The following is a 13,835-nucleotide window of genomic DNA, read 5'->3' as shown; positions in this document are numbered from 1 at the left end:
CCGGCTGATGAAAGCCCTGGAGGAGGTCGCAGCGCCCCGGCGGTGCGTGGTCGTCTCCAGCGACGAGAGCCGGGGCAGCTCCGTCAAGCGGGCCGTGGACGTGGTCCTCGCCGACCCGCGGACGGCGCACCCGGCGCGACGTCAGCGACCATAGCGGCGTTCCCGCGCCGCGTACGAGCGCAGCGCGCGCAGCAGGTCTATCTGCCGGAACGCTGGCCACAGGACCTCGACGAAATGCACTTCCGCGTAGGCGGACTGCCACAACAGGAACCCGGACAGCCGCTGCTCGCCGGACGTGCGGATGATGAAGTCGGTGTCGCGGCCGGCCGGGGAGTACAGGTTGTCGGAGATGTGCTCGAGGTCGAAGTTCTCCGCCAGCTCCTGCGGGTCGCCCCCGGCGGCGGTGTGCTTCTCGAACGCGGTCTTGACGGCGTCCACGATCTCGCGTCGGCCGCCGTACCCGACGGCGACGTCGACCTTGAGCCCGGTGCGGCCGCTGGTGCGGGCGGACGCGTCCTTCAGGACGCGGGCACTGTCGCCCGGCAGCAGGTCCAGTGCGCCGATGATCTCGATCTGCCACGGCTCGTCGGCCGCGCAGATGCTCTGGACCGTCTCCTCGATGATCTCGATCAGCGGCCCGAGCTCGTTCGCGGGCCGGTGGAGGTTGTCGTCGGAGAGCATCCACAGTGTGACGTGCTCGATCTTGGCGGCGTCGCACCAGCGCAGGAAGTCACCGACCTTCGTCCCGCCGACGCGATAGCCTTCACGCGGGTCGTCGTGCCCTGCGCTACGGGCCCACCGGCGGTTGCCGTCCAGCATGATCGCGACGTGCCGCGGCCGGGGCAGGCCCTCCACCTTGCGAGCCAGGCGCCTGACGTACACCGCTTCCAACGCCGCGCGAAGCGCCCTGAGTGCCACGCCGTGTCCCTTCGATCAGCAACCACCGGGGTCCGAGCGCCACAGTATCGCCACGGAGGCCGCCGGAAAGGACGTTCACCCGTGCCCCCGACGGATCCCGCCACCGCCCGGTCCCCGTCGAGGAGACGTCCGGCGCCGACCGGTGGCGGCTGCGGCCGCACGTCTTCCGGGACGGGCGCCTTGAACTCGTCCCGGACGGGCGCCTTGAACTCGTCCCGCACGACCACAGGCGCCCCTTCGCCGTCCACGTCCTGACCGGCGGGTACGGCCCAGGCGCGGGACCGGCGCGTCACCGGCCTCGAGGCCCTTCACGTGAGCGTGAAACGCTTGGCGGAGTGCGAGAGCTTGCCGCGGAAGGGCTCGAGCGTCCGGGCCCCGCCGCCCGTCCGGGCCCGCCCGGCTCGAGGGCGGCCTTCCTGCTGTCCGGAATCGTTGCCCGAGCCGGTTCCTTCCAGGCAGTGGCGGCGGCGGGCGACGACCGACGCGGGGCGCCCGGGCCCAACCGCCCCAGGTCACGGAGCGGTCAGGGTCAGTTGCTGCGGTACGCCACCTGCGTGGCGGGGCGCGAGAACTCCTGACGCCAGGTGCCGTCGAGCTGCACATCGGCCAGGGAGGCACGGGCCTTGTCGACCAGGGACGCGATCGTGCGCTCGACGGTCGCCTTCACCCCGGTCTCCTCCAGGACCTTCCGCAGCAGCTCGCCGTCCCCCGGCTGGTCGTCCCTGCGGTCCAGGAGGTCCCGTACTCGCCGGTCGCGCTCCACGGCCAGGGCGGGGAGCAGCGTCATCTTGTGCTCAGCGAAGTCCAGTCCGGTCGGCTTGCCCGTGTCCTCGGTGGAACCGAAGACGTCGATCAGGTCGTCACGCAGCTGGAACGCCTCACCGAGCGCCAGGCCATAGCGTTCGAAGGCGGCGGCCCTGTCCGGCCGCCCGGCGAGTGCGGCACCGAGCTCCAACAGGCGGTGAGTCGTGTAGCGGCCGGACTTTCGCACCGCGACCCAACGGGAAAGCACGGGGTCGACCACGCCCTCGGCGGCGACCACCATGTCCAGGTGCTGGCCTATGACCGGTTCGGCCCGCAGTTCGTTCCACACCGTCCGGACCGGGGCGGGCAGCCGTGCGGCCAGTTGATCGGCGTAGACGAAGGCCAGATCGCCCGCGAGGACCCCGACGCCCTCACCGAAGCGACGCAACTCCCCCTGCCAGCCGCGCGCCCGGTGCTCTGCGGCGAACGCCTCGTGGACAGTGGGCCTGCCGCGGCGCAGCGAGGAGTTGTCGGCGATGTCATCCTGGATCAGGATGAAGGTCTGCAGCAGCTCGAGCGCGGCTGCGGCTTCGACGGCGACCGGGTCGGAGGGGGCTGCCGCCGCGGCCAGGGAACCGCTGAGGGAGAACACCGGCCATAGTTGCTTGCCGCCGCCCTTGATGAATGCGGCGAGGGCCTCGGCCGGTTGAACCGCCCGGGGGTCGATACCGAACCAGCGAGACCGCTCCTGCGCGAGGAAGCTTCGCAGCCGCTCCTAGTACTCCAGCAGCGGTTCGCTATCTGGCCTGGTCAGAGGCATTGTCGGGAGTGTAGTTGGCTGCTGGCACGTCAGGGGCTGTCTTGCCGGACCGCCCCTCCAACGAATGACATCGTCGTCGGTAGTGACAGTGCCGGGCCACGGCCTGACGCCTTCGCCGCCATCGCGACCAACTCAGCGCATGGATGCGAAGGGGCGGGCGGGGCCGGTGGGCGGGGTCAGTTGCCAGCAGCCGACGGACTTCTGCCACGGTGAGCGGGACCATGGTGGAACCGTTTCTGCGCCCCCCTTTGCCGCCGCCTGGGCCGCCGTGACCGCGAGAAAGGCATGCGCGAGCATGGCCAGGGTGATGTGCCTCATCCATCCGACGTAGCGGCGGACTTCGTACTGGTCCAGGCCGCACTCGTTCTTCGCAGCCTGGAAGCATTCCTCGATCGCCCACCGACGTCCGGCAACGCGCACGAGCTGGTCGACACCGGCTCCCACCGGCGCGTATGCGAGGTAGTAGGCGACCTGATCGGGTCTGCTGATGCTGCGCCGGGCCAGCGCCCAGCGGTGATGGGCGGGCCGCTCACTGTCGAAGTCCTCGATCACCGGGAGCTGGACGGCTGCCCAGTCATAGACGCGCGGGCCCTTGGCGCCGTCGCCGCACGAACGTTGCTCCCATGCCTCACCCGGTGCCTGGCTGAAGAGATAGTCGATCCGGCCGAAGCGGGGCACCGGCTGGGACTTCGGGACGGCGAGCACATAGCCGACGGCGGTTTCTTCCAGTACCCGCCGAAAGCGCCACTCCTGGCCGTAGGCGGCATCCGCGGTCACCCAGGCGATCGGCAGCGGCGAGGCGAGTGCGCGCAGCACCATGGCCCTGGCCAGTTCTGGTTTGGTGGCGAAGACCCTCTCATCAGGAATCTTGGCGGCGCGGCAGCGTTCGCGGTCGTCCGTCCAGGACTTGGGCAGATACAGTTCGCGGTCCACCAGGGCGCGTCCGTGGGTGGTGGCGTAGGCGGCGAAGACACCGATCTGGCAGTTCTCGGTGCGGCCGGCGGTGCCGGAGTACTGGCGCTGGACACCTGCGGAGGTGGTGCCTTTCTTGACGAAGCCAGTGTCGTCGAGGATGAGGACTCCGTCGGCTTCGCCGAGTCGTTCAGCGACGTATGCCTGCAGGTCGTCGCGGATGTCGTCGGCGTTCCAGGTAGCTCCGTTCAGCAGCCGTTGCAGGCCGTCGGGGGTGCGGTGGCCTGCGTGTTCGGCCAGCTGCCAGCCGTTCTTGCGGCCGACCGGGCCGAGCAGGGCACGGACGTAGTCACGCATACGGCGTCGCAGGTCGGCACGGCCGAAACGGTGGCCGATGCGCAGGAAGAGGTCGTCGAGTTCACGGTCCCAGGTCGCGTCGGCAAGGTCATCGATCACGCGGGAAGACTGCCCTCGTCACAGCGCAGACAGTTTTCGATGTCATTCGTTGGAGGGGCGGTCCGGCAAGACAGCCCCTGACGTGCCAGCAGCCAACTACACTCCCGACAATGCCTCTGACCAGGCCAGATAGCGAACCGCTGCTGGAGTACTAGACGCGGGCGAGCACGTCGGCGCGGGTCTGTTCGATCAGGACGGGGTCAGCGGCGTGGGGCGGGGGCAGGGTCGTCACGGCGGTCCTTCTTCGCTGGGGGGAGGCGAGCGGATCGGTAATCAGATACAGACGTTTCGGGTAGCCGGGTCACCGGAGCGGAATTCTCTGAGCTGTTCAGCAAGAGAGCCCCGCCCGCCCGAGGCTGCTTCCGCGACTTCGAATGACCGATGACTGCAAAAGCAGCCGCTATGATCACCATATTCTTCAGGATGTACTGACCCTCGAGGGTGCCGATACAGAAAGACTCCCAAGTCTTTCTCGGGAAAATGAAGAGCGGAGTGAACGTACCCGCCATATGTCCGAGGAGCGTCATGATCGTCAGAGGGAGTGCTCTTCCACTGATCAGGAGTATTCCGATCACGGTCTCCAGCGCCCCGGTCAGTACGGAAGCAACCGTTCCCTCGATGATCCCGAACGTCAGCCGCTCCACGGTTTCCGCGGCCAACGCCTCCGCCGGGCTGACTCCCGGGAAAAGCTTGGGAACGCCGAACCACAGGAAGATGACGCCTATGGAGATCCTTAGTGCGGTAATTCCGAATGAGGCACCGATGCCCTCAAGGAAGCGTGCAGCCTGTCCATAGATACGCATGGGCCTCGTCTCCCTGGAGGAGTCTCATTCTCGGATGATTTCCTTTGAGGTTCATATCCCGCCTACTGTGACGCGTGGTGCGGATGTGGCAGGTCCGGAAACGAACGAGGCCGCCGGCCGGTGAATCGAGACGGAGGAATCTCGATCCACCGGGCCGGCGGCCTCGTTCGTCATGCGCTGGTGTGGTGGGGCTGTCAGAGTGTCATGCCGCGTTCCAGTACCGTCAGCGCCCGGTCGATGGTCTCCAGCAGGTCCTCCTGCTGACCCCCGTCGGCCCAGTCGAAGATCACGTGGGTGAGTGCGCCGCAGACCGCGCCGGCCACGACTCTGAGTTCCAGGTTCTCCTTTGGCCGCCCGGTGCGTTCCGCCAGCGCCCGGCGAAGCATCTCGACGTTCCGGTCCATGATCACGTGCATCTGGGCCCGCAGCTCCGGCACCTGGCTGATGAGCTGCAGCCGCCGGATGAGCTCCCGGGGGGGCTCCTGGTACAGCCCGTGCATCGATCCGGTGATCGCCTCCCGCACGGCGACCAGTGGCGGCTCCGATGCCGGGCGTTCACGGAGGGCCTGCTCCATCAGGGCATCGTGCTCGGCCGTGAGCACGATGTCCTCCTTGGTCGGGAAGTACCGGAAGACGGTACTGGAGGAGACCTCTGCGGCTTCCGCGATCTGCTCCACCGTGGTGCTGTGGTAACCCTGTTCCTCTATGAGCCGGAAAGCCGACTCGCGGATGGCCTGGCGGGTGCGCATCTTCTTGCGTTCGCGCAAACTGACGCCGGCCCCCGTGGCCGCGGGGGCCCGCCCCCGGTCGGGGGCGGGTTCCCGCGTGGACGGTGCGGTGTGGTGCGTTCCGGAGGAGGACATGGTCGTCATTGTCCTGCGTTGACGTCCGCCGGGGCGAATCCCGCGTCGTCGGACGCACGCTCCACCGGCTCCTTCTGCCCCGCCTTCTTCCTGTTGTCGGGGATGCAGACCGCGGTGAGGACGGCGGCCAGGGCCGCGGCGATGCCGCAGATGAGCAGCACCATGTTCATTCCGGAGACATAGGCCTCGTTCGCCGACTGGGTCAGCTGGGGCAGATCCAGCCGGTCGGCGACGACGTGCGCGGAGACCACGGACTCATCGGCCACGTCGGCGGCTGCCGCGGGCAGCCCCTCGGTGTTGAGTTGCTCGGTGAACCGCCAGCTCAGCAGACTGCCGAGGAGCGCGACGCCGAGAGCACCGCCGACCTGGCGCAAGGTGGTGAGCAGTCCGGTGCCGCTGCCCGCGCGGTCACGGGGCAGCGCGGCGAGCGCGGCGTCCAGGGCCGGCACCATCGCGAAGCCGAAGGCGAAGCCCGTCATGGTGAGCCACAGGGCGGTGTAGCCGTAGCCGTCGGAGGCGTCGGTCTGGGCACCGAGCAGCAGGGAGACGGCAAACAGCACCATGCCCAGGCTGACCACGACCCGGTTGCCGAAACGCTCCATCAGCTTCGGCGCCGCCTTCGCGACGACCAGCAGGCCGACCATCATCGGGGCGAGCCGCAGCCCGGTGCCGAACGGGTCGTTGTCCTGCACCGCCTGCAGGTACTGCGGCAGCACGAACAGCAGACCGGTGACGACGAGGGTCACGATGACGGCCACAAGCGCGTTCCACCCGAAGGCACGGTTGCCGAGGAGGCTGATGTCGATCATCGGGCGCTCGGCCCGCCGCTCACGCAGGACAAGGCCGCAAAGGAGCACGACGGAACCGGCCAGCGACGCCACGACCAGTGTGTCACCCCAGCCCCGGCTGGGCGCCTCGATGATGCCGAAGACGAGCGCGCCGAGGCCGATGACGCTGAGCGCCGCGCTGAGCACGTCGACCCGCGGGGCAGCCGGGTCCCGGGTCTCGGGGATCAGCAGCGCGCAGGTCACGATGCCGATGGCGACCAGCGGGATGTTGATCACGAAGATCGAGCCCCACCAGAAGTTGTCGAGCAGCCAGCCGCCCAGCAGCGGCCCGAGCGGCATACCGATCGAGGCACCCGCCGTGACCGCGCCGATCGCCTTCGTCCGGTCCTTGTCGTCGAAGAGCGCGGGGATCACGGAGAGCGCGAGCGGCATGACCAGCGCGCCGCCGACGCCCATCAACGTACGGGCCCCGATGACCACGTCCGGGGTGTCGGCGAACACACCCAGGATGCTGCCGGCCATGAAGATACCCAGCCCTGTGACCAGCAGCTTGCGCCGGCCGAAGCGGTCACCGAGCAGCCCCGCGGGCAGCATGAGGGCCGCGAAGACGACCACGTACGAGTCCACGATCCACTGCAGCTCACCGGTGCTCGCGCCGATGTCCGCCGCCATCGTCGGCAGTGCGACGTTCAGGATCGTCAGGTCGAAGCCGAGCACGAGAACGCTGACGACGATGCCGACGAGCGCCCACCACTTCGCCTTTTCCTGGTCCATCATCACCCCTCCACATGAGAGTCACTATCAGTAAAGCGTGACCCGCAGCATAGTGTGACTCTCTTTTGTGTGCCACAACCACACTTGAGGATCGCTTGAACTCCGGTGGAGGTGTGTGCGGGACGAGCCCGGGCCGCCGAACGTCCTCCGGCGGCCCGCTCGGCGTGCTGGGCGATCACCGAGGCTCGGGGACCATGAGGAGCCGGTGGGGATGCAGCGTGGTCTCCGCTGCCTTGCGGACCTTGCTGCCGGGCTTGCCTCTCAGGCTCCACCCCTGCACCACCGCGGTGAGGAGGACTTCCAGTTCCAGCCATGCGAAGGGCTCTCCGATGCACCCCTTCGCTCCCGTCCCGAAGGGAATGTAAGAGGCGTCATCCGGGCGCGGCCGTATGGAAAGCCACCGGTCGGGGTCGAAGCGATGCGGGTCCGGATACCGGTTCGGGTCCCGGTGCAGCAGATACGAACTGAAGACGACGTTTGTACCCACGGGCAACGCGTAATCACCCAGCGCCACGTTCGCGATGCTCTTCCGGCACGTGATCCACACCGGCGGGTAGAGTCGCAGAACCTCCATCAGGAACCGCATGGTGTAACCGACCGGGCAGTCCCCCTGACCACTGCCGGGGCTTCCGCTCGCCTTCTCCGCCAGATCCTTGAGGAGGTTCTCCTCGACCAGGGGGTTCTCGGAGAGCACATGCAGGGCCCAGGACATCACGGACGCCGTCGTGACCGTCGCCGCGGTCAGCATCATGACCGCCTCTTCGACGACCTCGTCCGGCGTCAGGACGGGATTCCCGTTCTCGTCCGAATCCGACAGGAGTGCCGTGAGGTAGCCCGCCGTGGAGTCCGGCGAACGCAGCTGGTCCGCCACGCAGGAAGCGAGAAGGTCCCGGAAGTTCTTCTTCGCCTGGGCCAGCCGCCTGGCCGGCACCTGCTGCGCCGCTCGGGACGCCGCCTTACCGTAGAGCGGCTTCCTGATCATTTCCCAGGAGAGCACGGACAGGCTCTCGCTGAGTGCTGCCGACGTCTCGGGCGGCAGTCCCTGGAAGACGGTGTCCGTCGCGATCGCGCAGGAGACCCGGCACATCTCCGCCTGGACGTCGACGGTTTGGCCGGCTCGCCATGAGGTCACCACATCACGGGCGTGGCCGTGCATGATCGGAATGTAGTCGTCTACCTTCGACGCCCGTAGATACGGATTCGCCAGTCGCCGGTAGTGGCGGTGCATGACCTCATCCTCTGTGAGGAGCCCCACCCTGCTCAGGTTCCTGGCCTTACGGAAGAGTTCACCCTTTCCGTAGCTCTTGCTGTCCTTCACCAGGATCCGGCGCACTAGGACCGGGTCGTTGACGAAAACGGCATCGACGCCGTCCACCGTCACGTGGCGGAACGGACGACCTCGGAGGAGGTGCTCCATTCGGCTGAATTGAAAGGCCGGGTTGCCGTTTTCATCCGAGGCGCTGGGGCATGAGGTTGTCGAGTTCGCATGACTCTTCAAGGCGCTCACCTCTCGAGCGGAAATTCTGCTGAGAACGCATGTAAAACGGCATCGGCCGGAAGCGACTTTTGTCGCTTCCGGCCGATGCCGTTGTTCAGTTCAGTTCTTCAGTTCAGTTCTTCAGTTCACTTCGAAGGGGCGCACTACGCGTCCAGGTAGCGCTGGATGGTGGGGGCGAAGGTGGCGACGAGCTCGTCCTCGGACGCCGACGCGACCGGCTCCATCTTCAGGATGTAGCGCAGCATGATCACACCCACGACCTGCGCCGCGATCGCGTTGAGGTTCAGCGGCGGCGCCTTGGTGATCGCCCCCACCCGTTCGACGATCAAGGAGGTGAAGTGGTCGCGCAGCTGTGCCGCGCCTTCGTCGCTGGTGGCCGCGGAGCGGATCTTCTCAAGGAGCTGAGGCCTCATCTCGGGGTTCTCCCAGGCTCCCAGGAACGTACGGAAGAGCTGCTCACCAAGCTGCTCCTGCGGCGCGGCGAGGGCCTCGTCCGAGCGCGTCTTCGCGTACGCGGCCAGCTTCTCCGAGCCCACGTTCTCCACCTCGGCAGCTGCGGACATGAATCCTCCAAGTGTCTTTTTCTAGCGCTTGTCTGGTGGTGAAGCGCGAAGGCGGCGGGTCTTTCGTCCCGGCGCCCGCCGCCGCGGCGGGGTCAGTTCTTGACGTTGCCCTCGACGTGCCGCTGCACGAACTCGTAGGCCAGGTCGCCGAACTGCTCACCGAATTCGATGGACCTCTCGATCGTCTTCCGGAAGTGCACCCCGCCCCACAGCCGGCTCATGGCACATTCATTTACGAAGTCGGTCCAGGTGGGCCAGTGCAACTCGAGGTCGCGGGCGGGAGTGACCCCCGGCTCCACCAGCGTCGAGCCGGCGGGAACGGTAAACTTCCAGTCCAGGACGTCACTGCCGAAGTAGCGCCGTGCCGCCTGCGCCTCGGCGGAGCAGAGCACCGCGGAGCCGGACGGGTATTCGGAGTGATCCCCCACCTTCAGGTAACTGGTCCACTCGTTGGCGGGAATGTCGTGGACCGTCCCCTTGCCGGGTCCGCCCCAGGCGGTCACCTTGCTGCGGCCGTACACGTACCGGATCGCGCTGACCGGTCGCACGGCGTCGTACTTGATCTTGTGGTGCCAGGCGGCGATCATCGGTTCGAACGACGACAACACGTGCGCGAGGAAGTAGTGGGCCCAGCCGTGCACGCCCAGCTCGCGGTCGTGGCGCCGAGCAAGGACGATCGTCGAGTGGCCGACGCCCCACACCTTGTTGTCGAAGACCTCCGCTATCACCTTCTGCCTGTCAGTGAGGTTGGCCGACGCTTCCAGGACCTCGTCCACCGACTGCTTGTAGGCGCGCGACCGGGTGTGGTCGATGTGCGTGGGCGGAGCGAGCTTGAACTGGCTCGGGTGCTTGAAGGAGTAGGGCTTGGCCAGACGGATCTGCGGGGTAACGAAGCTCTGGACGGTGTAGATGCCCATGTCGCCCGCCCCCGGGCCGAGGCGGCGGCGGTGGGGCCCCACCTGCGGCTGCCAGCGCGAGGGGTTGACCAGCTCGTAGGCAGTGTTCACGGGCCGGTAACCGGTGTAGTCCGCGTAGGGCGTGGGGTTGTACCGGCGGCCGCCCTCGGTACCAAGCATGTTCATGCCGTCCCGCCGGCGCGCCGCGATGACGGCCTTGCCGGCCAGGTTGCCGATGCCGACCGGACTGGTCGGGTTCTCCGACTCGTCGTCGGGGTTCAGGCCGAGCACGGTCAGGATCTGCCGGACGGTCGGCACCCGCTCCTTCACCACAGCTTTGACCACCTGGTACGTGGCATATAGGAGGGCGATGTTCATGTTCCGGTTGGTGGCGGACTCGCTGGAGGGGCGGCGGCCGATCTGGGAGTACACGCCGACCGCAGTCGGGTGGTAAGGCGCCACCGCGTCGAACCACGCGACCGCCGTCAGGTGGTTGACCCAGACGAACATGGTCACGTCCATGGGGGCGAAGACGTCCGCGGAGGGCGACACCCCGGCGTTCTCGTCGTTGGGCTGCAACCACTCGATGAAGTTGTCGGTGTCGAGATTGAAGTCGATCTGCGGCGGCTCGGCGGCGGCGGCCGTTCCGCTGTATCCCAGGGTCAGCGCAGCGGCACCGCCGACCCCACCCAGCAGCAACGACCTGCGCTGCAGGGGGAAGCCTGAGGCGGGAGAACGTCCGAACGTCGTCATGCGTTGGATCCTTTTCTTCACGAAGGGGTCTACGCGTTCAAAGCGAGGTCCTCGGAGCAGGGCATGCCTGGGAGATCGAGCCGGTGGCCCCCCACCTGAGTCGTGAACTCCGTCCACGATGTGCGAGAGGAGTTCGGCAGACCGCCGTCCGGGCCCTTGCCGGCCCCGGCGCCGATCACCGCTTCGAGACGGGTGACGCCGAAGTGGTCACCACTGCTGTTGCCGCTGTGTCTGCTCTTGCTGTGTTTGCGCCGCCAATGGCGCGAGATCCGGCGGCGACAACATTAAAACAGCACAACCGGTCTGTCAATACAAAACCGCTCGTCCTGTATTTATTGTGCAGGGAACCGAGGACGAGAGCTCGCTCGACGCCCAAAGTCCCAATTTTTCAACGTAGTTCAAGTGATCCAGCAGGCGCCCTGCTGGACATCCTGGGATCCAGTAAGACGACCGACACCGCCGGGAGTGATCGATAAACAGACCATCAAGGCGGTTACGATCCGGTGCATGCCAGGCGTCCTGCGCACCACTTCGTCGCCCTGACGGCCCGACGAACGGAGCGGGAACCGCAGAACACAGGCGACGACCTGCGCAGGAAACGGCGGGCCCCGCACACCGGAGCGGGGCGGACGGACGTCGGCGCCTCAGCAACGTCCGTCCGCCTCCGATGCGGTCGCTCAGCGCCTGACCTTGCCCTTGATCTGCTTCTGCACGAACTCGTAGGCCAGATCGCCGAACTGCTCACCGAAGACGACGGACCTCTCGATGGTCGTCTTGAAGTGCACACCGCCCCACACCCGGCTGATGGCACAGTCCTTGACGAAGGAGGTCCACGTGGGGAAGTGCAGCTCGATGTCCTTGGCGGGGGTGATACCCCTCTCCACGTCCGTCGAGCCAGCGGGGGCGACGTACCTCCAGTTCAGGACGTCGTCGTCGAAGAAGCGCCGCGTCGCCTGCGCCTCGGCGGAGCAGAGCGTCGTGGAGCCGGAGGGGTAGTCGGGGTGGTCCCCCACCTGCAGGTAGCTCTGCCACTCGTTGGCGGGCATGTCGTGGACCGTCCCCAGGCCGGGTCCGCCCCAGCCGCTCACCTTGCTGCGGCCGTACACGTACCCGACCGCGCTGACCGGTCGCACGGCGTCGTACTTGGTCTTCTGGTACCAGGCGGCGATCAGCGCGTCGTAGATCGCGGTCGAGTTCGTCACGAACAGGTGCACCCAGCCGTCCAGGTCCAGGTCGTGGGCGTTGGCCGCCGCCTTCCCCGACTGCCCGATGCCCAACAGCTTGTTGTCGAAGAACTCCGCCTTCACCTTCTGCTCGTCGGTGAGCGCGGCCGACGCCTCCAGGATCTCGTCCACCGAGCGCTTGTAGAGGCGCATGTTGGTGTGGTCGGTGTGGTTGGGCGGGGCGAGCTTGAACTGCTTCGGGTCCCGGTAGGAGTGGGGCTTGACCAGCCGCATCTGCGGGGTGACGAACTGCTGGATGATGAAGACGCCCTTGTCGCCCGCGCCCTCGCGCAGGTTGCGGCGGCGGTGGGGGCCCAGCTGGGGCTGCCAGCGTGAGGGGTTGGTCAGCTTGTAGGCCGTGTTCACGGGCGCGTAGCCGGTGTAGTCCTCGTAGGCCCGGCCGTGGTACTTGCGACCCTCGTCGCCAAGCATGTTCATGCCATCGCGCTCGAAGTGCTTGACGACGGCCTTGCCAGCGAGGTTGCCGATGCCGATCGGGCTGGTCTTGTCCTCCGACCCGTCCTCGGGGTCCAGGCCGACCGCGACCATCAGTGTGTGCAGCTCCGGGAGCCGGTCCGGGATCAAGCCCTTGATCACCTGGTAGGTGGCGTACAAGGCGGCGATGTTCTTGTTCCTGTTGGTGGCGGCCTCGCTGGCGGGACGGCGAGCGATCTGCGAGTAGAAACCCACCGCGGTGGGGTGGTACGGCGCTATCGCGTCGAACCACGCGACCGTCGTCGCGTGGGTGAACCGCATGAGCAGGGTCACGTCCATGGGGGCGACGAGGTCTTCGAAGGTGTTCCGGTCGGCGTTGGAGACCAGGTCCCGGATGAAGTTGTCCTTGTCGAAGTCGAACTCGATCGACGGCACCTCCGCGGCGCGCGTGCCGGCGACAGCCGTACCGGTGGTGCCCAGGGTGCCCAGCGCCACGGCCGAGGCACCGCCGGCCCCGGCTACCAGGAGTGACCTGCGCCGCGGGGAAATGCCAGAGACGGAAGAAAGTCCGGAAGTCTTCATGCCTGTCCTTAGTTCCTGAGGAAGGGGCTGCACACGTCCAAGGCGTGGCCTCACCCTAGGGAGGCCACGCTCGAGAACGAGTCGACTCGGATCGGCGTTCAAGGCCGTCAGGCCGTGGTGAGGGCGAGGCGGCACTGGCGAATAGAGCCGATTCGGTTCGGGTTGTGATGATGTACGCAGGGTGCGCCGACGTTGCTCGGTCTCGGTTCCGGCCCTCTCCGCGGAAAGCGGAGCGGTGTTTCCTCGAGGGATCCTGTAGACCGCCGCCAGCGTTCATGTATCCGATGTCGTCCAGGGCGGGGCGGCCGGGAGCCGGGCCGGGTACCGGACGACCGGTCGCGAAACGTCGGGCACGGTGGAGTACGGCACCGTGTGAAGTCCTCCGGCGGGACTCCGTTGAGAAATCCGCAGGAGGGTTCTTGTGAGCGGATCACGCCGCGAGGGTGAGGCTGCGGCCCCGCGCGCCGTCGGCTGCCTCGGTACGCCTCGGTCCCAGCGGACAGGACCACGGCCGGCGAGCGCGAAACGCACCCGGACGAGCGGCGTTTCGCTGGGCCTGCGCTGCTGACACCGGATGCGTCCCGGAGCAGGTGCCTTTTTGGCCTTGCGGCCCGTCGTGAAGGCGGCCTGGGTCAGGCCCGGTGCCTGTGCGTCGCGTCCGCTGTGGTGGGTTCCGGTGCCGGCGGGGCCGACCAGGCCGGTGCCGCGGTCTTCGCGGGCAGCCGGGATGCGGGCGGCGGCGACGTGTCCGGTGTCCACCACATGCTCGCGCGCTTTCGGTCCCCGCTCGGCCGGATGCCGGTGGAT

Annotated in this window: 11 protein-coding genes; 1 reads left to right on the top strand and 10 read right to left on the bottom strand. The window is 67.4% G+C overall.

Features of this window, described 5'->3' with window-relative positions; all coding sequences use genetic code 11:
* Positions 1 to 7 precede the first annotated feature (7 nt).
* Positions 8 to 154: a hypothetical protein gene (locus ACWH4W_RS32055; RefSeq protein ID WP_473079376.1), complete on the top strand. Its 147-nt coding sequence runs from the start codon at positions 8 to 10 to the stop codon at positions 152 to 154.
* Here ACWH4W_RS32055 and ACWH4W_RS32050 read toward each other — a convergent pair.
* From ACWH4W_RS32050 to ACWH4W_RS32005, 10 genes are all read right to left on the bottom strand, one after another.
* Positions 142 to 918, bottom strand: coding sequence for an isoprenyl transferase (locus tag ACWH4W_RS32050; RefSeq protein WP_473079375.1), 777 nt, complete (start codon positions 916 to 918; stop codon positions 142 to 144). The two genes, ACWH4W_RS32055 and ACWH4W_RS32050, sit on opposite strands and share 13 nt — an antisense overlap.
* Positions 919 to 1,447: 529 nt before the next feature.
* Positions 1,448 to 2,431 carry a polyprenyl synthetase family protein gene (locus ACWH4W_RS32045; protein ID WP_473079411.1) on the bottom strand — a complete coding sequence of 328 codons (984 nt, stop codon included), beginning with the start codon at positions 2,429 to 2,431 and terminating at the stop codon, positions 1,448 to 1,450.
* Between the two features lie 183 nt (positions 2,432 to 2,614).
* Positions 2,615 to 3,850 carry an IS701 family transposase gene (locus ACWH4W_RS32040; protein ID WP_473075282.1) on the bottom strand — a complete coding sequence of 412 codons (1,236 nt, stop codon included), beginning with the start codon at positions 3,848 to 3,850 and terminating at the stop codon, positions 2,615 to 2,617.
* Positions 3,851 to 4,050: 200 nt separating this feature from the next.
* Positions 4,051 to 4,653, bottom strand: coding sequence for a DoxX family protein (locus tag ACWH4W_RS32035; RefSeq protein WP_473079374.1), 603 nt, complete (start codon positions 4,651 to 4,653; stop codon positions 4,051 to 4,053).
* A gap of 194 nt (positions 4,654 to 4,847) precedes the next feature.
* Entirely contained in the window at positions 4,848 to 5,516 is a 669-nt protein-coding gene (locus tag ACWH4W_RS32030) for a TetR/AcrR family transcriptional regulator (protein WP_473079373.1), read from the bottom strand.
* Positions 5,517 to 5,521: 5 nt separating this feature from the next.
* Positions 5,522 to 7,078, bottom strand: coding sequence for an MFS transporter (locus ACWH4W_RS32025; protein WP_473079410.1), 1,557 nt, complete (start codon positions 7,076 to 7,078; stop codon positions 5,522 to 5,524).
* 175 nt (positions 7,079 to 7,253) lie between these two features.
* Entirely contained in the window at positions 7,254 to 8,495 is a 1,242-nt protein-coding gene (locus ACWH4W_RS32020) for a cytochrome P450 (protein ID WP_473079372.1), read from the bottom strand.
* A gap of 224 nt (positions 8,496 to 8,719) precedes the next feature.
* Positions 8,720 to 9,139 carry a TetR/AcrR family transcriptional regulator gene (locus tag ACWH4W_RS32015; RefSeq protein WP_473079371.1) on the bottom strand — a complete coding sequence of 140 codons (420 nt, stop codon included), beginning with the start codon at positions 9,137 to 9,139 and terminating at the stop codon, positions 8,720 to 8,722.
* A gap of 92 nt (positions 9,140 to 9,231) precedes the next feature.
* Positions 9,232 to 10,788, bottom strand: coding sequence for a vanadium-dependent haloperoxidase (locus tag ACWH4W_RS32010; protein WP_473079370.1), 1,557 nt, complete (start codon positions 10,786 to 10,788; stop codon positions 9,232 to 9,234).
* Between the two features lie 677 nt (positions 10,789 to 11,465).
* Positions 11,466 to 13,028 carry a vanadium-dependent haloperoxidase gene (locus ACWH4W_RS32005; RefSeq protein ID WP_473079369.1) on the bottom strand — a complete coding sequence of 521 codons (1,563 nt, stop codon included), beginning with the start codon at positions 13,026 to 13,028 and terminating at the stop codon, positions 11,466 to 11,468.
* Positions 13,029 to 13,835: the final 807 nt, after the last annotated feature.

Source organism: Streptomyces sp. DSM 120436 (assembly GCF_055778765.1).
The sequence above is the reverse complement of the archived record's forward strand: the minus strand, read 5'-3'. Positions and strand labels throughout refer to the sequence as shown.